The 22,101-nt window shown below is 55.2% G+C and carries 14 protein-coding genes, 1 tRNA gene and 4 pseudogenes; 11 read left to right on the forward strand and 8 right to left on the reverse strand.

What is annotated here, in order from left to right:
• Window positions 1-427 precede the first annotated feature (427 nt).
• The 3 genes from J5M56_RS08985 (at window position 428) to J5M56_RS08995 (ending at window position 6,136) form a co-directional block, all read left to right on the forward strand.
• On the forward strand, window positions 428-3,286 hold the full coding sequence (locus J5M56_RS08985) for a sensor histidine kinase (protein WP_207936527.1): 2,859 nt from the start codon (window positions 428-430) through the stop codon (window positions 3,284-3,286).
• Complete coding sequence (locus J5M56_RS08990; RefSeq protein ID WP_186478026.1) at window positions 3,276-4,400, forward strand: HD domain-containing phosphohydrolase; 1,125 nt, start codon at window positions 3,276-3,278, stop codon at window positions 4,398-4,400. Before J5M56_RS08985 ends, J5M56_RS08990 begins: the two co-directional genes overlap by 11 nt.
• Before the next feature lie 296 nt (window positions 4,401-4,696).
• Window positions 4,697-6,136, forward strand: a complete 1,440-nt coding sequence (locus tag J5M56_RS08995; RefSeq protein WP_207936529.1) for a DUF6765 family protein — start codon at window positions 4,697-4,699, stop codon at window positions 6,134-6,136.
• 57 nt (window positions 6,137-6,193) lie between these two features.
• Here the strand turns inward: J5M56_RS08995 and J5M56_RS09000 are convergent, their stop codons facing one another.
• The 3 genes and pseudogenes from J5M56_RS09000 to J5M56_RS09010 all read right to left on the reverse strand — a co-directional run.
• Window positions 6,194-6,919 carry a hypothetical protein gene (locus J5M56_RS09000; protein ID WP_207936531.1) on the reverse strand — a complete coding sequence of 242 codons (726 nt, stop codon included), beginning with the start codon at window positions 6,917-6,919 and terminating at the stop codon, window positions 6,194-6,196.
• A 257-nt stretch (window positions 6,920-7,176) separates the two neighbouring features.
• Window positions 7,177-8,268: a hypothetical protein gene (locus J5M56_RS09005; protein WP_288440002.1), complete on the reverse strand. Its 1,092-nt coding sequence runs from the start codon at window positions 8,266-8,268 to the stop codon at window positions 7,177-7,179.
• Window positions 8,269-8,510: 242 nt separating this feature from the next.
• Window positions 8,511-9,689: pseudogene (locus tag J5M56_RS09010) on the reverse strand (type VI secretion IcmF C-terminal domain-containing protein); the annotation flags it as partial.
• A 576-nt stretch (window positions 9,690-10,265) separates the two neighbouring features.
• Here J5M56_RS09010 and tssB point away from each other — a divergent pair.
• From tssB to J5M56_RS09040, 6 genes and pseudogenes are all read left to right on the forward strand, one after another.
• Window positions 10,266-10,746: pseudogene (gene tssB, locus J5M56_RS09015) on the forward strand (type VI secretion system contractile sheath small subunit).
• A gap of 35 nt (window positions 10,747-10,781) precedes the next feature.
• Window positions 10,782-11,090: pseudogene (locus J5M56_RS09020) on the forward strand (type VI secretion system contractile sheath large subunit); the annotation flags it as partial.
• A gap of 159 nt (window positions 11,091-11,249) precedes the next feature.
• Window positions 11,250-12,632 (forward strand): saccharopine dehydrogenase C-terminal domain-containing protein, encoded by a 1,383-nt coding sequence (locus J5M56_RS09025; RefSeq protein WP_207936532.1) that lies wholly within the window; start codon window positions 11,250-11,252, stop codon window positions 12,630-12,632.
• 17 nt (window positions 12,633-12,649) lie between these two features.
• A complete protein-coding gene (locus J5M56_RS09030; protein WP_186478022.1) occupies window positions 12,650-13,378 on the forward strand; it encodes a hypothetical protein in 729 nt (242 codons plus the stop codon).
• Window positions 13,378-14,289 carry an EamA family transporter gene (locus J5M56_RS09035; RefSeq protein ID WP_207936534.1) on the forward strand — a complete coding sequence of 304 codons (912 nt, stop codon included), beginning with the start codon at window positions 13,378-13,380 and terminating at the stop codon, window positions 14,287-14,289. The genes J5M56_RS09030 and J5M56_RS09035 overlap by 1 nt, the downstream gene beginning before the upstream one ends.
• 24 nt (window positions 14,290-14,313) lie before the next feature.
• Window positions 14,314-14,618 (forward strand): annotated as a pseudogene (locus J5M56_RS09040) (transposase); the annotation flags it as partial.
• Window positions 14,619-14,995: 377 nt separating this feature from the next.
• Here the strand turns inward: J5M56_RS09040 and J5M56_RS09045 are convergent.
• From J5M56_RS09045 to J5M56_RS09065, 5 genes are all read right to left on the reverse strand, one after another.
• Window positions 14,996-15,071, reverse strand: a tRNA-Gly gene (locus tag J5M56_RS09045).
• Between the two features lie 63 nt (window positions 15,072-15,134).
• Window positions 15,135-15,695 carry a CDP-diacylglycerol--glycerol-3-phosphate 3-phosphatidyltransferase gene (pgsA, locus tag J5M56_RS09050; protein WP_060478012.1) on the reverse strand — a complete coding sequence of 187 codons (561 nt, stop codon included), beginning with the start codon at window positions 15,693-15,695 and terminating at the stop codon, window positions 15,135-15,137.
• A gap of 33 nt (window positions 15,696-15,728) precedes the next feature.
• Entirely contained in the window at window positions 15,729-17,552 is a 1,824-nt protein-coding gene (gene uvrC, locus J5M56_RS09055; protein WP_186478020.1) for an excinuclease ABC subunit UvrC, read from the reverse strand.
• A gap of 5 nt (window positions 17,553-17,557) precedes the next feature.
• The gene (gene uvrY, locus J5M56_RS09060) at window positions 17,558-18,196 is read right to left on the reverse strand and encodes a UvrY/SirA/GacA family response regulator transcription factor (protein ID WP_186478019.1); all 639 of its coding nucleotides are present in this window, start codon (window positions 18,194-18,196) and stop codon (window positions 17,558-17,560) included.
• Window positions 18,197-18,259: 63 nt separating this feature from the next.
• A complete protein-coding gene (locus J5M56_RS09065) occupies window positions 18,260-18,649 on the reverse strand; it encodes a helix-turn-helix domain-containing protein (protein ID WP_060478015.1) in 390 nt (129 codons plus the stop codon).
• Between the two features lie 511 nt (window positions 18,650-19,160).
• Here J5M56_RS09065 and J5M56_RS09070 point away from each other — a divergent pair.
• Both J5M56_RS09070 and J5M56_RS09075 read left to right on the forward strand, forming a co-directional pair.
• Window positions 19,161-20,468: a UDP-glucose/GDP-mannose dehydrogenase family protein gene (locus J5M56_RS09070; protein ID WP_060478016.1), complete on the forward strand. Its 1,308-nt coding sequence runs from the start codon at window positions 19,161-19,163 to the stop codon at window positions 20,466-20,468.
• Window positions 20,469-20,559: 91 nt separating this feature from the next.
• Window positions 20,560-22,089: a glycosyltransferase gene (locus tag J5M56_RS09075; protein WP_207936536.1), complete on the forward strand. Its 1,530-nt coding sequence runs from the start codon at window positions 20,560-20,562 to the stop codon at window positions 22,087-22,089.
• The last annotated feature ends 12 nt before the right edge of the window (window positions 22,090-22,101 follow it).

A 22,101-nucleotide genomic window follows, 5' to 3' on the forward strand; every position in this document is an offset into this window, starting at 1 on the left:
TTAGCGCTCACATGCGTCCTGCGGTTCGGGCGAGGCGGTCGGGATGGGGTTCTGGGTGATGGCACCTGTCTCAGGTATGAGATGAAGTGGAGCCTAATAGGTGGCTATTTGATGTCAATCCGCCACTGAGAATTATCTTGTTACATCTGTCGTTTTTGCATGCATCTTTGAGCCACGTCAGTACTTAGCCTGCTATCTACGTGTAAAAGCGACAGGTTTGCATCCGCGATTTATAAACTGGGGATATCCCCTGCGATTTGGAAATTTTTATTATTTCGCTCCGCCCTGAAAAGACACGTTTGCAACGCTCCTTTGTTTCCTAGAATGAGTCGACGAAGGGAGTTTGAAATTTGAGCTGGTGAGCGATAAAACGAATAGTGTCTGTATGCCACTATCGTTGCTGCCAGTCGGCATGCAAGGAGGCGAAATGAGCAAGAGCCATGGCCGTGTCATGTTGCGACAGTGGATGTGGCGCGCATTCATGCGCAGCGCATTGATACCGCTGGTGCTCGTCGAAACGGTCCTGGTTGGCTGCTATCTGCTGAGCAACCAGGCCATCCGCGACGCACAACTGGGCTATCTGGACCGTAGTGCCAGCGAAAGCCTGGCCGCCAGCGCCGAGCAGAATGCACAGATCATCGAGAATCAACTTGAGCACATCAGCGCCACTGCAAGCTTGCTGGCACGTCTGACCCAACGTGCGTTGCAGGGCCCAGCCCCGGCAACCACAGAAACCCTGGCAGTATCACCGCAAGGCGCACGGTTCAGTGCTACCGACGTAGGCGGCGCAGCTTCTTTCTACTCGGCCGCTACCCCACTGGAGCACCACGACCTGAACAAAGTCGCCCGGCTGGCCACGCTGGATACCGTGTTCGTGGAAATCCAACGCCATGATGCGACCATCGCCAGCCTCTATTTCAACAGTTGGGACAGCTACAACCGCATTTACCCCTGGTTTCGCACCGACGAGCAATATCCGCCCGACATGCGCATACCTGACTTCAATTTTTATTATCTGGCTGACTCGGCGCACAACCCACAACGAGAAACGCGTTGGACCGACGTCTACCTAGACCCCGCTGGCCACGGCTGGATGATGTCGGCGATCGCGCCCGTCTACACAGCCGACTTCCTCGAAGGGGTGATTGGCATCGATGTAACCATCGGCGGCGTCTTAGGCCAGCTGGAAAAGCTCAATGTGCCTTGGGATGGCTACATGTTGCTGGTGGGACGTGATGGAACCATCATGGCGATGCCTGAAAAAGCCGAACACGATTTCGACCTGCAGGAGTTACTCAAGGTGCCAAGCCAAAACAAGCTCAGCACCGAGCAGTTCAAACCACAGAACTTCAATTTAAGGTTACGCAGCGACACCGCACGGTTGGCCAGCCAATTGAACGACAGCCCATCAGGCAACCTGCAACTGGCGCTCAAAGGCAGAGAGCATTTGATCGCCTGGAGCGCGATTGGCAGTACGGGGTGGCATCTGCTGGCAGTTGTCGACAAGGAAGCGGTCATGAGTACCACGAACGCACTGGCGGCCCACTATCGTAATATCGGCTACCTGATGATCGCCGGTCTGGTGCTGTTCTACCTCGCTTATTTCAGTGTGCTGTGGCGGCGTTCGCGCAGGCTCAGTGAGCGTTTACGCAAAACCATCGACGACATCAGAGGCATGCTGAGCGAAATTGGCAAAGGGCAATGGCAACCATTGCGTGCCGAATCGCAGATTCAAGAACTCGACGCGATGGCTGGCGACGTGCTGACCATGGGCGGGCAGTTGGCAACCAGCGATCTGCATCGACGCATGGCACAGCATCGCCTAACATTGATCATGGATTACCCCACGTCGGGCATGTGGGAGTATCACTTGGAAGATGATTGCATGAGCCTGCACGGTGGTTTGTGCAAGCGCCTGGGGTGGCCCAATAACCAGATATCCCGTGAAGCATTCCTGGAACGGCTTGATGCCCAAAGCGCGAGGCAATTCCAGGGGGTGCTCGATAGCCTTCGCAGTGGCAATACCCAGCGTATCGAGTTGGAGTTGAAGGTGTGTCAGGCCGACGGCAATTCTTTGTGGGTGTTGTGCCAAGGTCGCATGCTCGATGTCTCGGTGGGTACCCAGCGCGCTGCGCTAGGCACGTTGGTCGATATCGACAGGCTCAAGCTGGCCGAGGCCGACCTTAAGGAGCGAACCCACCAAGCGCAAGCGGCGAACCGGGCGAAGTCGCGATTCATTTCCAGCATCAGCCATGAACTGCGAACGCCCCTGAATGCCATCCATGGCTTTGGCCAGCTGATGCAGATGCACGTGCAGGATGCAGTTGTCCGGGACCAGACCCAGGAGATCCTGGCAGCGAGCAGCCACCTCGGCAATCTGGTGGACGATCTGCTGGACTGGTCGAGCCTGCAAGCAGAAACCCAGCACCTAAGCCTGCGACCAGTTCAAGTCGCCCCATTGTTGGAGGAGTGCGCTGAGATGATGGCGGCTCAAGCCCAGGCGGTCGGGCTCAGGCTTGAGCTGCGGCCTGTACCGGAAAACTTTTGGGTACAGGCCGAGCCCAGGCGTCTGCGCCAAGTGCTCTTGAACCTTCTCTCCAACGCGATTAAGTACAACCGCCCCGAGGGTATGCTGTGCGCAGGTGCCGAGTCGCTGGCCGGGGCCCTGCGCCTGTATGTAGAAGATGGCGGTATGGGCATCGAGCCTGAGCTACAGGCCGAGCTGTTCGAGCCGTTCCAACGCTTGGGCAAGGAAAACACCGCGATCCAGGGCACAGGAATCGGCCTTGCGCTATGCCGAGAGTTGGCCGGGCTGATGAGCGGTTCGATGGGCGTTCACAGCGTGCCAGGTGAAGGCAGCCGCTTCTGGATCGAGCTACCTGATGCCGAGCAGTTGGAATACAAGCAAGACGAGGCCTCACCAACAGTTTTCTATGCCGGCAGCGATGTGGACATCGTCCTCCAATTACCGATGCTGGTGAGCAAACGTACCAGCTTCGTGCACGGCACGCTGGAGGCGTGCCTGATACGAGCGCGCGAGCACGGAGCACCGAATGTGCTGTTGCTTGACTGCGATCCCGAGCAGCAGCCACTGGAGCTGCTCGGCCGAATACGGCGCGCAGCCGGTGCCGCGCAGATGTCTGTGGTCTTGATAGGTAGCGAGCCACGCAAGCTGGCAATGCTGGGCATCGAATTTCAGGGAGTGCTCGCAAAACCTGTGAGCCGTGAAGAACTCGCTGAATTGCTCACGGCGTTATTGGAACAGGAGTTCACCCATGTTCACTGATATTCCAGACGATGTGCGCATCGTGGTCGTCGACGATGTCGCTGCTAACTTGCGCTTGCTCAGCTCAAGCCTGAAAGCCTTCGGCTTGGCAAATGTCACGTGTTTTTCTGATTCGGCTGCGGGGCTGCAGTGGCTGAAGACCAACTCATGGGACTTGCTATTGCTCGATCTGGATATGCCAGAGCCTAACGGTTTTCAGATACTGGAACACCTGAGCGAGCGGGATCGCTCTCGCCAGCCGGTCATCATACTTACTGCGCTGACCGACGCTCAGAGCAGGCGTAAAGGCCTGGAATTGGGCGCGAATGACTATCTGCCCAAACCGTTGGACCTGCCCGAGCTGGTATTGAGGGTGCGCAATTGTCTGCGCCTGGCGCAGGCCACCAGCCGCCTACAGAAGGCCAATCTCGATCTGGAAGTACAGGTGTTGCAGCGCACCTTGCAATTGCAGGAAAGCTACCGCGCTGCGATCCGCGCATTGGGCCGGGCTGCGAGTTATCGGGACAACGAAACCGGTGATCATATCCAACGAATTGGCGATTCGGCAGCACTGATCGCGGCAGCGATTGGCCAGCCCGCCAGTTGGTGCGAGCGTCTGAGAATGGCAGCGCCCATGCATGACCTTGGCAAGATCGGCATTCCTGACCACGTTCTGCTCAAGCAAGGGCCGCTGACCGAACAGGAACGACAAGTCATCATGGAGCATCCCGGCATCGGTTACAGCATTCTGCACAATGGCGCGATGGACGAGCTGACTGAAATGGCGGCGCAGATCGCTTACTGCCACCATGAGAAATGGGATGGTTCGGGCTACCCACGGGGTCTGAGCGGCGAGGCGATACCCCTCGCCGCGCGAATCGTGGCGCTGTGCGACGTCTATGATGCGTTGCGGATGCCCCGCCCTTACAAACCCAGCTGGAGCGCTCAACGGGCGCAGACGTTTATCCGGGAGCAGGCTGGCCAGCATTTCGATCCGAGGCTGGTGGAAGTCATTGAGGGTTGTTTCGAGCAGATCGAGCAGTGCTTCGAAAAGTCGAGGATCACCGACCACGACCCATCCAGGCGTGAGCAATTGCTTCAATCATCCCATTCGCAGCCTGCGGGCCGTCACTAACGCCTTGCTACGCGTAGTGCCTCATTGAGGCGGGTTCAAATTCGCCCCATGAAAATCTTGATCGTGCTCTTTTCGTTCAAGAGGGTATGACTGGGGCCCTCGCCTTTTAAGCCATGAAATATTCGAAGCGAATCGCTATTAACCGAGCATCACACATACACACTTCAATATATTGAATCTTAATCATAGAGATAGGCATTAACTAATAAGCGATATCAGTTTGACATCACGCCTGCGTCGCGGCTATACATTCCCCCCGGGCGACTTCCATCATATAACCGCCCACGGGAGGCAGCATGGATCAGGATTTTCATTATTACGGCACTTTCCACTCAGCAATGTGTGCAGGGTTTGACAACGCCGATGCAACGTTGATTGCAAAGGCGTCCAACTTTATCGACTTCTTTCATGAGGGCGAGTACAACGCTGACTGGTCATTGGTGAGTGAGACAAAGAAGTCCGCTCACTACACAATCATTGCCAAGATGGACAAGCCTCGCTACACCTTCCAACACGGATATTGGGATACCTTCAAACATCCTGAAGACAGCGTGTGGTGCGCTTATCACTTCATCCCTGGCAACTACGACGACCCGGCAGGCACGCCCAGCCGAGAGGACGTCCATGGCGCAACCGTTGCCGATTATTTGCCTCGCCACATCAAGCGTGATACCCGAGGCGGCGAGTACATATTAAGAAAATACAACCCGGGCACAGTGAAAGACCTAGAGTTCGGGCAAATGCTCAATCGGCCGCAAAGTGCACTGTCGAGAAAGCTGGTTGAGGACGCCGTGCTGTGCGCAACCGACGACGACCGCTTGGCAAGGATCATCAGCCTGGCCGCAGGTGGCCCAGAGATACTAGACACCGATCGTTCGGACGTCCTGCACAGGTTCAAGTTGATTCTGCTGGGTGTGCGGGCGCACGTGATTGCCGATACCTGGGCGCATCAAGACCATTGCGGCCTGGACAACGTGATGAATACCTACTGGGATGCAGACTACGACCCAGACTCCTGGAACCCGCTAAAACAAGGGCTTGGGCGGCAAAGTATCTATTACACCGATGGCTCGTCCCAAGATTGGAAGCAGACGGTGCTGACCATGCATAACAGCACCATTGGTTATTTGACCCAGCACGTGCCTAATTCGAATTTCGAAGCCACTCCCAATGCAACCAGCTACCTGGGCCACGGCTGGCTAGGGCACTTCCCAGACTTCAGCTCGGTCAAGTTCCGCTACAAGCCGTGCTGGTCAGACCCTAGAAAAACGATCGAGCGAGACAACCCCAGGGAATATGAAGCCGCCTGGGTCGAGCTGACCAGTTTGTTCCACCAAGCCAAGACTGGGCGCCGGCTTGAAATGGATGAAGCATTCAAAGCCAATCTTCGAAATGCCAAACAAGCGATAGAAACACCTTGCGAACTCGGCAAATTCGTACCAGGTCGGTTAGTTTCGCAATTGGCATGGCAACGGGTGCTGACCGAACAACCCCTGGCACAGATCGACACCCTTCCAGAGCCGGATGCCAAAGCGGTGTTGGCAGGCGTGCTCGACAAGAATGGCACGACCTACGTAAACGCCAAAAGTGATCTTTACCTGTTCCAGATTGCGGCAGATTACCACTTCCACTTTATCAAGCACTATCTCAAGGCTAATGGTATCTATCAATTTACCGGGGCGTGGTCAAAGCAGCACAGCACGCTGTCTGACAGCATCGTGAATCTGTTCGAATAAGCCAATTGACCCCAGGAATCCGATACCCGATGAGGTATCGGATTCTCTATTAGCGCTTCAACCCCCGGATCGGAGCGCCCCCCGAGGAATCCAAGTGTCCTGCTCAGCACACTGGACACCAATTTGCAGATTCTTCTCCTGCTCGTAGGGATGGCCGCCCTCGTCGACCAGGTAAAAAACCTCGTGCAGGTATTGTTCGCCCTTGTGATCTCGGTAGCATCGAAATGCCGTGTTGGCTGGGAAGACTTTACGTATTTTCGCGAACGGCGTAGCGCGCCCGATCATGCTGTCGAATTTCGCCGGATTCTCGATGACGACCGACTTTCTAAGGTCGACGAAATCTTGAAAGTAGCGCTGAACGGTTTTGCCCGAACAGGTACCGTGTTTCCTCCACTCGTGGGCGAACATCCCTTCAGGATCGCGGGTAACCAGCTTTCTCAAGGCCTCATTGGCGAGAACGTGCTTCATATCGCTCTCACTCATTGCGCAAGCCTCACCCTTACAGCTTGGAGAGGTGCTGTAAAACTGCGGGTGGCGGTTGGTACGATCGCCTACACTCGCGCTGTACGGCCATATACCGTGGGTCAAAAATGCTTGAGGCACCTGATCACAACCTCCAGTCATGGGGCGCATGATGCAGAACGTGGGCTGCCAGGTTACCGAGTAGACTAGAAATTGGGCAGGCGGGGCGTCAGCACCGGCCTCTTCGTTAGCATCCAACGCAGCCGCGTGGGTACCCCAGAACGATGTGAGTAGAAGTAAAAAGGTCATATGGGAGCGCATTATTCAGTCCTTTGATAGTAGGGCGCCCGGTCAGCGGCGTAAGTCCAGTCAATCAGCTCTGAATACGCAGCGTCTACTGGTAAAAAATGATGGGGCTCACGCTGTCAAGGTTTCGATGAGCACCCAAACTGACCATCGTTTCCAGCAGATGCGCACACCCGTGCATAGAAGATTCCCATTTGAATCGGGGTGCCACGCCAACGGCTTCGTCTTACGGAACAAAGATGCCCCGTGTACGACGGCCAGTGCGCGCTGAACTATTTGTTCCCGAATGTCACCACACTGTATACAAACTCATGGTCCTGGCGCTGCACGTTACTCTCAGGCTCCTTGATTTTCATTCGATCATCGTCATGAACAATCAATACACTGCGACCATCCAGCACTTCGACCCCCTCTGGCTTGTTGATGAAGGCCAGCGCAGAACCATCATTTAGTCTTACAGGCTGTGGCCTACCGGGTTTGCCTTCGGTAAGCGGCAAGACCCAGAGAAATCCGCCAATCTTGTCATCGCGCTCGAAACTTGTGACTGCGTAAAAGCGATCTTGGTTGTAGCGATCGAACTCAATACCAGAAATACCCAACTCTGGGTACGCACCGGCCTCCATTCCCAGCCTCTGGGCCAACTGGTCAGGTGTTAGGTTCCACAGGGTCTCAACCTCGTCGCCAAGCTCGACCCCTTGCTCACTGATTGAGCAAGGAATCGACAGCAGCAAGAACGCATAATCTGCGGATTTGCTATTGACTCCGAACTTACGAATGCCCACTAGCAGACGATCACCAGGGGCGGTTGAGAGCGCTTCGACCTGAAAATAAGGCGAGCCTACCGCTTTACCGATCCGTTCTCGTAACCCACGCGAGCTGGTAATCTGGCCACGGGTCGATGGAACGATGATCGCTGCTTTCTCTGGATTGCCAACTGGCCAGTAAAGCAGCGTATTCAAGGCGTCTGCCGAAGGATTCTGCGCTGTTCCTTCCTTATTGAAGGCCGTGATGGCAATGACGTACTTCCCGTCGAGCGTGGTGGTCAGCCCCTCAAACTTGTCTGCGCTTCGCAGCATGCTGCTTTCCAAGTATGAGGGAGTACCGACAATCTTTTGCTTGTCGAGCTTCAACGTGAATATTGCTGGGTCGCCTGCCTTAGGCATTTGCTTGTCATTGGCAAGTACGAGGCTCTCCCCGGTGAGCGCCACAGCCGAGACTTCACAATTGACGCCTTTACCCGCTTCGAAGCACGGAGCTAGATAGCTTTGCACAGTCGCCGCTGGCGTCGCGATTGCGGCAGCATAAAGGCTTGGGAGGTACAACATCATTCCCGCGAATGCGAGCGAATTGGTAGATTTAGGCACAGGTTCCACTCCATGGATGGGCTATTTCGCAACAAGTAGCAACTTACATAAGATCAGAAATGCACGAAACTGACATTTTTGATAGGTAGCGACTCGAATGCACCATTCAAGCCGCTAAGCCCCATTATTTAATTAGCGAGCGCGCACCCGTTTTAGTTAGCCATCGCAGTGCGTTGGGCGGCGCTGCTACTGATACGGGAGCGAGTGCTCGATTCACTGGCCTGCTCTTGCGTTTGCCTTAACTACCTCGCGACAGACCGGCTTGCGTGGTCACCCCCAAGCTGGGCCGACTTCTGCAACAACCCTCGGGGCAACCGAAAACCTTTGAAAGGCTCTTGCGTGATTGGGTTGTAGGCCTTCTGGGCGCTGAGCCTGTACCGCATCACGCCATCGCCAGTCCTGAAACTCAGATCCACGCTGGTCGCCGTCCGCCCATTGAGCGATCCGCGGCTGAGCAAGCGAAACATCGACCAGGGGCCTCGGTATTCCAGGCTACTGCTGCTGCCGTTCTGCCTGAGCAAGGTCAGGTTACTGCGTACCTGCTGCCCCAAAGTGTTTGGCCAGACGATGCCGGTGATCTGGCTCGGGCCATGGGTGTAGGAAATCAGTTGACCGTCCAGGTCCAATAAGCTCGTGCGCTGGTTGGCACTCAACCCCAACGGTTCGATGCTGAACTGCACGCTCAGGTTGCCGCGCTGATCGAAGAAGGTCTCGCGGATTCGATCTGCGCGCTCCAGTTGTTCGAGCACATCCCTGCGGATCAGCGATTGCCCCTGCTGGCCGGCCTGCAGGGCTTCGAGGTTATCCTTCAAGAAAACCTTCAAGTACTGGTCATGGAATTGCTGCAGCCGCCCCTTAGGCCCGAAGAAGGCTTCGAAGTCGTCCAACGAGACATCCGGCGCCCGTACCACGAAGGGGTAGCGTTCAGCCAAGCGCTGCTGGAAGAAACTGTACACCTCGACATCCCAGCGTCGCTCCAGCTCGCGCAGAGCTTCGACATTCAGCACTTGTGCCGTTTGATCCGCCAGTTTCCTGACCTGGTGGTTGATTGGCTCTGGCAAGCCGGTGGAGACTCGCTGCAAGGTGCCAATTGGATCTTGCCCTTTCATCGAAAAGCGCAGATGCACAGCCTCGAGTGCTGCTTTGCCTCTGTCGGGGCTGTCGTTGACCGCTTTGGCGTAATCATGGACCGCCGCAATGGCACCGAGGGTTTCATCGTAGTAGCTGGGCTTCTCGCCCGTTACCCGCAGCATGGCGCTCAGCCCGGCAAAAGACCGCTGAATAGCCCATGCCTGCCGTTGCTCGGGGTCGCTGCTTCTCGGTTGCAGCGCTTGAGCCTCTGCGGGGGAATCAGCGCCTGCAGAAGAAAGTGTGGTGTTTTCCCTCACCGTGTCCAACAACCGATGCAAAGGGGCCGCAGGTGAGGCCAAAGTGTCAGCAGGTACCCAAATCATCACCTAGTCCTCCGCAAGGCTCAGACGAAACCTCAAGTCACCTGGCGCACGCGCCAGTTATTGCGCCACAACGTGACGCAATATATGCGCGTCGTGCTCTTGCGCTGATCACTCCCTGTGTGCGCCGGAGTGCAGGCTGCCAGGTCGAAACATGCCAAACGCTCAGTGTTAGAAAAAATTCGCGGACGGTCCGTTGGCTCGAATGCCACTACAGGCCTCGAGCACAGTGTTAATAAAAGCCAAAATCCATTTGGATACACTGCGGCCATCCCTTTACGACTATCTTCTTCGCTAGCACGCAGACGCCAGCACCCAGCCGGCAACTCCCCAACAGCGAAAGAGCCTAGTACACCAACACGACTACTTACAAGAACTTATTTTGTTACACATTCAAACTCGACTTCAGCAAAACTTTAAGCGCATGGTTTTTTAGCAAAATGACATTCAAGCCCCGGTCGCTTGCTTAACTAACGTTTAATATTAAACGCCAACTTGTAGGACGCTTCCTACATATAGGACTCACGCCAGCAAGGATATATAGCCATGAGCAGATCATCCGGCTCCGTTGCCCCCAAAGAGCGCATCAACATCAAGCACGGACCCGCCACCGGCGACGAACGAGTCGAAATAGAGCTATCGCGCAAAATGCTGGTGCTGGGCGATTTCGGCCTGGACAACCGCGCGCATGAAGACCGCCCTGTAATGCGCATCGATAAACACACGTTCAACAACGTGTTGAACGATGCCTATGTCAACCTGGCCATGTCTGTGCCCTCTGAACTGAGCACAGCCCGAGGCGGGGCTCGCAGTCAGCCTGCAGTTCAAGTCCATCAATGATTTCGGGCCAGACAGCATAGGCCGCCAGGTTCCGGAGCTGAAAAAACTGCTGGAGCTTCGCGAAGCGCTCGTCGCCCTCAAAGGCCCATTGGGCAACGTGCCTATGTTCCGCAAGCAGTTGCGGCACCTGCTGAACAACGAGCAAGCGTGCCAGCAGCTGGCAGAAGGACTGGGCCTGGTGCTTTAGGCGCCAGAAGAAGACTGAGACAACGGAGCGACACCATGTCAAAACAAAACAACTCGACCGTAACGGCTGAAGTCACAACAGCAACACTGAGCAACGCCACGCTGCTCGAGCAAATCATGGCAGAAACCAAGTTGGTGCCCAGCCAAGAGGGTTATCAAGTCGCGCGCCAGGGCGCAGCTGCCGTTATTGCCAAAATCCTTGAAAGTCATGATCCAGATCAATTGATCAATAAACACAGTGTCGATCACATGATTGCCGAGATCAACCGGGTTCTCAGCAAACAGATGGATGCCATCCTGCATCACCCCGAGTTCCAGAAACTTGAGTCTGCTTGGCGCAGCTTGAACTTCTGGTCGACATAAATCGCAGGCGCATTTGCAGTTAAGCACTGCCCACGCTTCGCCGCGCTAAGCGCTGCGCATATTGCACCTAGCGACCAATTTTAAATTTGAGACGAGGTAAACCTCCCTGTCCGCTCACAAAACGTGTTAAGGAAGAAACCTATGAATATTGTATTGATTGGCTACGGAACTATCGCGTCTGCGCTTATGCCGAATCTGCTCACTGAGTTTGGTAGAGATATTAAAAGCCTTAAGGTGATAGATCCATGTGGCGCCAAGAAACCAAGTGCCGAATTCGTCAGTCCTATGACGTGGGTGGCAGAAAGTATTACCAGGGACAATCTTGAGGAGTTGTTATGTGACTTGGACGCCGAGTCATTTGTAGTCAACCTTTCAGTTGATGTCTCCAGTGTCGACCTTGTATCGCTTTGCCAGAAAAAGGGAGCAAGGTACATTGATACGTGCATTGAACCATGGGCTGGACATTATGTGAATGCAGATGCAGAGCCTGCAGAACGTACAAATTACGCATTGAGAGAAACGATGCTTGCATTAAAGTCTCAATGTCAAAATGGCCCTACAGCCGTGGTGGCGCATGGTGCCAATCCGGGTCTAGTTTCTCATTTCGTAAAGCAGGCGCTTCTGAATCTTCGCAGTGACATATTTGGTGTCAGTCAGCCTATCCCACAGACCCGTCAGCAGTGGGCGAAGCTGTGTGCGGATCTCGGCGTGAAAACAATTCACATCGCGGAGCATGATACTCAGATTGCAAAGCTGCCCAAGCGACCTGGTGAGTTTGTTAATACTTGGTCAATTGATGGCTTTATTGGTGAGGGTTGCCAGCCTGCTGAGTTAGGCTGGGGGACTCATGAGCTTAGTTTTCCGCCAGAGGGGCAGCGCCATACTACTGGCTGCAATAGTGCAATTTACTTGAATCGCCCGGGTGCCTCGGTCAGATTGAGAACCTGGACACCCGCCTTTGGCCCCTGCTTAGGTTTTTTGATTACTCACAATGAGTCGATTTCTCTATCTGACTATCTAACCTGCTTTGATAATGGACAGGCTACTTATCGGCCCACTGTCAATTATGCTTACCACCCTTGCAATGACGCAGTTCTTTCAATTCACGAGCTTAGTGGATGCTCTTGGAACTCGCAGCCAGATAAAAGAATCTTGCATGGTCGGGATATCGCCTTTGGAGGCGATTATCTTGGCGTACTTATAATGGGGCATGAAAAAAATGCTTATTGGTTTGGATCTTATCTAGAGAACGCGGTAGCGCAGAAGCATAATGCTGAAAGTTCTGCTACCTCATTGCAAGTCGTGGCCGGTGTGGTATCGGGCATGAAATGGGCAATTAATAACCCTCACTGCGGCATCGTTGAGGCAGAAGAGATGGACTTCAATTTTATTCTTGATAGTGCTAGGCCCTATCTGGGCGAGATGCTAGGCGAATATACAGATTGGAGCCCAATAGAAGAAGACAAAGGATTGTTTGCCATCTCCCGGTCTGACAAGTGGCAGTTTAAAAACTTCATGGAATAATTGCAAGGAGCGTAATCGTGAGCTATTCGAAGTCCTCCATTGGTTTGAAAAGTTATGACTGGTCTTCAGTTGACTTGCTTAAAGATCTGACCTCAGAGAGCATCACGGGCTCTCAGGAAGTCATTAAGTCTCGGCAAGAACACTTCTGGCATGACATGAGTTCAGAATTCGATTCTAAACATTTTCTGATATACCTAATAAATAGAAGTGACTTAAAGTTGAGCGATGATTTTCTAGAGTTCGTATGCCTCTGGCACTTAGATGAACAAAATCACTACAGAGGCCTCAGGAAGATCAATAGCGTTTTGTATGGATTTCTCGAAGATGATATTGACAGGGCAATTAAATCCAGGCAGCCGGAGTTCGACTCTATCTCATCGTTCATGGCTGATGAGTTCACCATATTGGTATCGATTGCATTTGATGAAATAACTAGCACCAGGGCTTACAAACAAGACTTCAAACTTTTTGATAGCCTTGGACCCGACTGCTTGTCCGAATGGATCCGCAATGCAGCCAAAGATGAAGCAGCGCACTACGGGAACGCGATAAAACTATTGAAGAAAAACCACTCATCACGGTTCAACGAGCTTCCAGTCATTCTAGATAAAATAGTGAGTCTCGAGACATCTGATGGGTTTGGCTACAATAATACATTTATCTTTGATCATGATACTGATGACTTTTCGAACGAGCTGTTGATTGACAGCAAAAATACCATTCTTGAGGTTCTCGGGAGAGAATAATGACCTGGTTATACTTCGCACTTCTGGCCCCGCTATTTTGGAGCCTCTCAAATATTGTTGATAAATTTGCCATTAACCATATCACCTCAAACTGCATCTCCTTTATTTTCCTACTGAGCATTGGAAATATTTTCTTTGCAGGAGCCATTTATGCCTATTTTCAGCCTACTGATTTAGATTTGCACATAGCAGTGATTAATATCTGCTCAGGACTTGCAATATTTTTGCAATACTTTGCATATAGTTATTCACTAGAAGACATGGATGTATCTGTAGTGATCCCAATTCACCAATCTGAACCAATCTTCGTATTGGCAGCATCCATTTTGATTTTTCATGCCATCCCAACATCATGGCAGGTGGCTGGCTTTGCTATGATCGTTGTTGGCATTCTAATATTGTGCATGTCTAGGCAGACAATAAGAGGGCTTGGCCACCCCAGACATGTAGTTATTTTGTTGGTTTCAGCTTTTTTTGGGGCTGTCTCAACTGTTATTTCAGACGAGATACTGCAATTGAAAAGCTTGGAGTCGGTGCTGATTTTTAACTTTGCTGGTTATGCTCTAGGCGGCATGTTGCTTTTGTTGGTGCCGAAATGGCGGAGACTCATTACTAACGATCTAAAGACCTTGAATTTAAAGCAGTTTGGGATTTTTGGAGTGACAAACATTTTTGATGTTGGCGGCTATGTTTTTTTCATGGCTGCACTTGCAGCGGGAGGCGGTGCTGCCTTGGTTTCGGTTGTCGTCAGTATTCACCCGCTATTCGTTTTAGCGTTAGGGTTTCTGGCAACGAAACTACTCCCGAAGTTTATCGCCGAAGATATTGCTCCAGGTGGTGTCGTGAGAAAGTTTTTATCAATCGTGATTATCGTTGTCGGTGTGGCCGTGATATCGCTTCAAGCTATGTAAGCTGGGCTCGAAAAGAAACACTTGTTGGCAAACAACTGGAGTCGCTTGGAGCATTATGTCGAGGCCGGGCATTTACAGATCAACATTAACCTGGCGAGCGTGCGATTAAGCCATTTGTCATCGGACGCAATGCCTGGCTATTCAGTGACACACCCAAGGGCGCCACGGCCAGTGCGCAGATCTCTATCTTAGTCGGAAGTGCCAAGGTCAACGGCCAAGAGCCCTATACGGGGCTGCGCCACATACTCGAGCGGTTGCCGGATGCCTCGTCGGTAACAGACTACGAAGCGGTGCTGCCGTGGCACTGCTCGCCAGATATGCCACGATAAATCACGGCCTCACATGTGGTAGGTGGGCTCATCGATCGCGCTCGGACTACCACCAGGCGCTGTCGCGCCGGTTGACGGGCAATAGCCAGCGCCAAGGGTAAAGTTCTTACCGATAGCCTTAGCATGGCAAACCTTCCCTTCCGAGAAAGCCATGCAAGAGCTCTTTGGTTTGACGCAAAGGCTGGATGCCCGTGATGCTCAGCGCTCTTTTTTCAGCAACGAACATGGGCTCTGGACGCTATTAATTCATGGACTCATTGCTTGAAGGGCCCGAATGCCCACGAGTCCGAATGAATTGGACTTGAACGAAAAAAAGACGCCTGAGCGTCTTTTTTCGATGATTTACAGAATTCTGTAGAACGCTATAAATCTTAATTTGGAGCGGGAAACGAGACTCGAACTCGCGACCCCGACCTTGGCAAGGTCGTGCTCTACCAACTGAGCTATTCCCGCGTCGTGATGGGTGCCATTCTAGCAATATCTGAAATAGCGTCAACCCCTTGATTCAAAAAAGTTTTATTTTTTTTCAGAGCCTTCGCGCAGGTGCGGCCAGGCTGCCACCAGGTAGTGCACCATCGACCACAGGGTGAGCGCGGCCGCCACCAGCAGCAGGCCATAGCCCAATACCACCCAGAAATTCACAACGGGCGGGTTGCCTAACAGAATCACCAGCGCCAGCATCTGCGCCGCCGTCTTCCACTTGCCAAGGCTGGAAACCGCCACATGCGCCCTCGCCCCCAGCTCCGCCATCCACTCGCGCAATGCTGACACCACAATTTCGCGGCCGATGATCACTGCTGCGGGCAATGTCAGCCAGAAGTTGGCGTGCACCTGCACCAGCAGCACCAAAGCCACCGCCACCATCAATTTATCGGCCACTGGGTCGAGGAAGGCCCCGAATGGGGTGCTCTGCTGCAGCCGGCGCGCCAGGTAACCGTCCAGCCAGTCAGTGGCAGCGGCGATGGCGAACACCGTACTGGCGGCCATGTAGCTCCAGTGATAAGGCATGTAGAACAGCAGGATGAAGATTGGGATCAGCAGGACGCGCAGAACGGTGAGCAGGTTTGGAATATTCATCGGTACGACTGGCTGCGGGTTGAGCCCGGCATTCTACTCGCTATGCAGGCTGGCATAAATCGACTCGGCAAGCTTTTTACTGATGCCAGGCGCCTTGGCGATCTCGTCGACACTGGCGCGGTTGAGTTCCTGCAAGCCGCCGAAGTGTTTCAGCAGGTCGCGGCGGCGCTTGGGTCCTACCCCGGCAACGTCCTCCAGGCTCGAAGTGCGTCGGGCCTTGCCACGCCGGGCACGGTGCCCAGTGATGGCAAAACGGTGCGCTTCATCGCGGATCTGCTGGATCAGGTGCAGTGCTGGGTTATCGCCCTTGAGAGTGAACTCATGGGCCACATCGTTCAGATACAGCGTTTCGAAGCCGGCCTTGCGCGTTACGCCCTTGGCCACACCCAGCAGGGTGAGATCGTTGAAGGCCAGCTCCTGCATCACTTCGCGGGCCATGTTCAACTGGCCCTTGCCGCCATCGACCAGCAGCACATCGGGCAACTTGCCCTCCCCGTCCTTGATGCGCCCGTAACGGCGGGTAAGGGCCTGATGCATGGCGGCATAATCGTCGCCTGCTGTCACCCCTTCGATATTGAAGCGCCGGTAATCGGACTTGATCGGGCCTTCCGGGCCGAACACCACGCAGCTGGCGACCGTGGCTTCGCCACTGGAGTGGCTGATGTCATAGCATTCCAGACGCTGCGGTACTTCATCCAGGCCGAGGACCTCGGCCAACGCTTCGAAACGCGCAGCCATATGCTGACGGTTGGCCAACCGGGCATTGAGGGCCTGCTCGGCATTGGTTACCGCCAGTTGTTGCCAGCGGGCGCGGGTACCCCGGACGCGATGACTGATCGCAAGCTCCCGACCCCGCAGGCTCTGCACGGCGTCAGTGATGGCCTGAAAGTCTTCGTGCAGCACGTTGACGATCAGTTCACCCGGCATTTCACGTTCGGCATTGCCCAGGTAATACTGCGACAGGAACGCAGCCATGACGTCGGCCACTTCCTCCTCGATACCCACCTGCGGAAAGAAATTCTTGCTGCCCAGCACCCGGCCGCCGCGAACACTGATCAAATGGACGCATGCGCCGCCCGGGTTGACGAAGGCGGCCACCACATCGACGTCGCCAGAGCCGCCTTCGATGTACTGCTGATCCTGCACCCGTCGCAGCAGGGCGATCTGGTCGCGGAGTTCGGCAGCCTTCTCGAAATCCAGAGCCATGGCGGCCTTCTCCATGGTTTCGTTGAGCTCATTGCCCAACTGCTGGCTGCGCCCCTCGAGGAACATCACCGAGTGACGTACGTCCTCGGCATATTCTTCGGGCGTGACCAAGCGGGTGCACGGGCCTTTGCAGCGCTTGATCTGGTACTGCAGGCACGGGCGAGTGCGGTTGGCGAAATAGCTGTCTTCACACTGGCGGACAGAGAAAGCTTTCTGCAGCAAGCTCAGGCTCTCGCGAATGGCTCCGGCACTGGGGTACGGTCCAAAATAACGCCCCTTGGCTTTTTTGGCGCCACGATGAATACCCAACCGCGGAAATTCGCCGTCCGAGAGAAAAACGTATGGGTACGACTTATCGTCGCGTAACAGAATGTTATACGGCGGCCGCCACTGCTTGATCAGGTTCTGTTCAAGCAGCAATGCCTCGGTTTCATTGGCGGTGATGGTGGTTTCCACCTGGGCGATGCGGCCCACCAGCGCAGCAGTCTTCGGCGCAAGGCCAGTCTTGCGAAAATAACTGGCCAGGCGCTTCTTGAGGTTTTTGGCCTTGCCCACGTAGAGCAACCGCGCCTCGGCGTCGAACATCCGGTATACGCCTGGGCGGCCACTGCAGGTGGCCAGGAACGCGCTGGCATCAAAAATTTGAGACATGAGGGTTAGAGGCTTGCGTCGACCATACCGTGGCGAACGGCCAGCAGCGTCAGCTCGACGTCGCTGGTAACCGAGAGTTTTTCGAAGATCCGATAACGATAAGTATTGACGGTCTTGGGCGAGAGGCACAACTTGTCGGAGATGATCTGCACCTTTTGGCAGCCGACGATCATCAAGGCAATCTGGATCTCTCGTTCCGACAGCGCATCGAAGGGCGAGCCTTGAGGCTGGAACGACTTAAGCGCCAGTTGCTGGGCGATCTGGGGGCTGATGTAGCGCTGGCCGGCGAAGGCCATGCGGATGGCCTGAACCATTTCGTCAAGCCCAGCCCCTTTGGTCAGGTAACCGGCGGCACCCGCCTGCATCAGCCGGGTGGGGAACGGGTCTTCTTCACAGACAGTGACAGCCACCACCTTGATGTCAGGGTGACTGCGCAGCAACTTGCGGGTGGCTTCAAGGCCACCGATGCCAGGCATCTTCACGTCCATCAGCACGACATCAGGTTTCAGTTCCCGGGCGAGCTTGAGCGCCGATTCGCCCGAATCCGCCTCACCTACCACCTGCAGGCCATCGATATCGGCCAACATGCGAGTAATACCGGTTCGAACCAGATCGTGATCGTCGACCACTAGGACCCTAATCAAGCAGACACCTCGTCAACAGGGCGATTGGATCCCGTCACCTTAACAAAATTTTTCATGGCGGACCTAGCGTAAAACTTCCGTCAGAAATGTCCGACACCCAGGCTGCATCTGCGGCGCCGATTCCACACGACTGCCCTCACCCGCCAAACGCCCCAGCACATGCCGCAACGCTGCCTTGTCAGCCGCAGGTAAACGGCGAAATGCGCCCAATAGACCGGTTTCATCGGCCGTCAGGCTTTCCAGCGGCGCAGGGGTGCGCTGACCACTGAGCACATACAGTGCATCCACTCCTCGGTTTGCCAAGGCCGCTAAGTAGTCCGCCCGAGGCGTGCGCTCGCCGCTCTCGTACTTGCCTTGCGCGTTGGGTTCGACGCCCCCGATGTCACCAAATACCCGCTGGGTCATGCCTAAACGTTCACGCTCTTCGCGCAGGCGTGGGCCGAATCCTTTCATGCCAGATCTCCTCGTTCCTTGGCCTTCATGGCTGCTGATCACGCCCGTGCCAGCAGTTGTAGAGATGACAAGCACTATGCCCATCGCCGCGCAGTGTCGCAAGCCAGCACGACCCTAGCAGAAGCCTTGATTTTGAAGGTCTTTATTCATGGATGCAGTCCATTGAGGGGTGTCGCGCCAGCGGCAGAACCGGGCCGACGCCATGTGATTGGCGTCACTTTATCGCCACACGACAGGCATTCATTTTTTTGGCGCCCAACTAACAGCAACTTTAAGTTATTGATTTTAAAGTGTTTTTTAACTTTAACGAAGAAAGTTAAAGTTATTTTTAAATTACCGAGCAACAACGCTTGCAACAAAAATTAAAATCCATTTAGTCTGTAATCAGACCACTAAGAAACAGCCTGCAACGCCACTTCCGAGCGCGGCTTACTTCTGCGCGTCTGCCACTTATAAAATTCATAAACGATGTATCTCGGCCGGCCTTGCCGCGCCCCAGAGAGAGGGATCTATGCACATCAGTATCTTTGGACTTGGCTATGTTGGCGCGGTCTGCGCGGGGTGCCTATCGGCCCGCGGCCATCATGTGCTGGGGGTCGATATCTCCCCGGCAAAAATCGAACTGATCAACCAGGGCAAGTCGCCCATTGTCGAACCCGGCCTGGAACAACTGCTGCAAGAGGGCGTGAACAATGGCCGGCTGCGCGGAACAACCGATGTGCAAGGGGCGATTCTTGCCACAGATATGTCGCTGCTGTGCGTCGGCACCCCGAGCAAGAAGAACGGTGATCTGGACCTGGTGTACATGGAAGCGGTGTGTCGGGAAATCGGCACGGCGCTGCGCGACAAAGCTAGCCGCCACACCGTGGTAGTGCGCAGCACCGTACTGCCAGGCACCGTCAAGAATGTGGTGGTGCCAATTCTGGAGGAGTTTTCGGGCAAGCGAGCTGGCGTCGATTTCGGCGTAGCGGTCAACCCGGAATTCCTGCGCGAAAGCACCGCGATCAAAGATTATGACTTCCCGGCCATGACGGTAATCGGGGAACTGGACAGCCAATCGGGCGATCTGCTCGAGTCGCTGTACAAGGAGCTCGACGCACCGGTGATCCGCAAGACCATCGAAGTGGCCGAGATGATCAAGTACACCTGCAACGTTTGGCACGCCGCCAAAGTCACTTTTGCCAACGAGATCGGCAACATTGCCAAGGCTGCCGGCGTCGACGGCCGCGAGGTGATGGATGTGGTCTGCCAGGACCACAAGCTCAACCTGTCGCGCTATTACCTGCGCCCAGGGTTCGCCTTTGGTGGCTCGTGCCTGCCCAAGGATGTTCGTGCCCTGACCTACCGCGCCGCCAGCCTGGACGTGAAGGCGCCGCTGCTCGATTCGCTGATGGCCAGTAACGCTTCGCAGGTGCAGAACGCCTTCGACCTCATCGAACGCCAGGACAAACGCAAGATCGCCCTGTTGGGCCTGGCATTCAAGGCCGGCACCGATGACCTGCGGGAAAGCCCATTGGTGGAACTGGCCGAGCGCCTGATCGGCAAGGGCTACCAATTGCACATTTTCGACGAGAACGTCGAGTACGCCCGGGTGCATGGCGCAAACAAGGAGTACATCGAAGCGAAGATCCCCCACGTTTCGTCGCTGCTGCACGGCAACTTGCAGCAGGTGATCGAGGAAGCCGAGGTGATCGTGCTGGGTAACAACGACCCACGCTTTGCCAGCGTGCTGCAAGCCGGCCACGGCAAACAGGTGATCGATCTGGTGGGCTTCATGCCTGGCCTGAGCGACAGCCAAACCCAGGGCATCTGCTGGTAACCACCCCAGCACCCACCCTGCTCCACCCGCCACAGGGTCACCCCTGGGCGGTGTGGCGCGCGGCCACCGGCAAAAAAGGAGTCAAGGCGACATGGATCGACAGCACCCACCCTTCGTAGCACCCGGCTACCTGCGCGCAGGCGCCAGCTTCTTCGGCTGGGCGTGCCTGGCCGGGCTGATTGCGCTGGCGTCGGAGATGGTCGCCCCGCAGTATCTGGACCCAAACCACCACCTGTTCATCTTCATCATCGGCACGCTGGGGATGTGGCGCTATGGAAACGCCGTCGTTCACTACGTGCGCGGCATGTATTTCCTGCATTGGCAATTTCCAAGGCTGCGCCGCCGGGTGGAGCGCCTGGGCGATGCGGCGCTGCCCTCGCACATGTTCATGGTGGTAACCAGCTTTCGCATTCCCACCATGACCACTTTCAAGGTCTACCAGTCGGTGTTCCAGGAGGTGCAACGGCTGAAAGTGCCCTGCACGGTGATCGCTTCGATCGTCGAGAAAGGCGACGAAAACTTCATCAAGGACATCATGCGCAATGAGGTCAAGGACCGCGACGACATCAAGTTGGTGATCGTCCGCGCCCGCGGCACCGGCAAGCGTGACGGCCTGGCCCATGCCTTCAGGGCGTTGTCGCGGCAGATGCCGCTCAGTGATGCCGTGGTAGGCGTGGTCGACGGCGACACCATGATGCTGCCCGGCTGTGTCGAGCGGGCAGTCAAGCTGTTCGCCGTGCTGCCGGACGTTGGCGGCTTGACCACCAACGAGTTCTGCGAAGTCGAGGGCAGCCGATGGATGCGCCAATGGCACTCGATGCGGTTCGTGCAACGCCACATCAACATGTGCTCGATGGCGCTATCACACCGGGTGCTGACGTTGACCGGGCGGCTGTCGTTCTTCCGCGCTGAAGTGATGACTGACCCCGAGTTCATCCGCGATGTCGAGGCCGACTTTCTAGAGCACTGGCGGCTCGGTCGCTTCCAGTTCCTCACCGGTGACGATAAGTCGAGCTGGCTGAGCCTGATGCGCGCCGGCTGGAACACTTTCTACGTGCCAGACAGCCACACCCTGACCGTCGAGCATCCACCCAGCGACAGCTTCTTCATCGCTACGCGGCAATTGATGTTCCGTTGGTACGGCAACTCGCTGCGCCAGAACTTTCGCGCCACGGCCCTGCTCGGCCGCGCGCGCCTTGGGCTGTTCACCCTGTACGTGCTGCTCGACCAGCGGGTGTCGATGTGGACCTGCCTGATGGGGCTGACCGCCTCGGTGGTGGCCGGTGTGGCGTTCGGCATCCAGTACCTGTTGGTGTACCTGTTCTGGGTGCTGATCTCGCGCAGCCTGGTGACCGTGCTGTTCGTCTTCGCCGGGCACCCGGTGAGCCCGATGTACCCCTTCGTCCTTTATTACAACCAGATCGTCGGTTCGCTGATGAAGGTCTACGCGATGTTCCACATGGACCAGCAAAGCTGGACGCGGCAAAAGACCACTCTGGCCACTGGCAGCGTCGACTTCGATGCCAGCCTCAACCGCTGGTCCTCGAAGGCGATGCTGTGCTCGTCGGTCGCCATCTTCTTCGGGGTCATCACCGTTCTTCTAGAACTCTCGCAACGTTAAGGAAAGGCGCCT

The organism is Pseudomonas sp. 51_B (genome assembly GCF_017491595.1).
GTDB classification, from domain to species: Bacteria; Pseudomonadota; Gammaproteobacteria; order Pseudomonadales; family Pseudomonadaceae; genus Aquipseudomonas; species Aquipseudomonas promysalinigenes.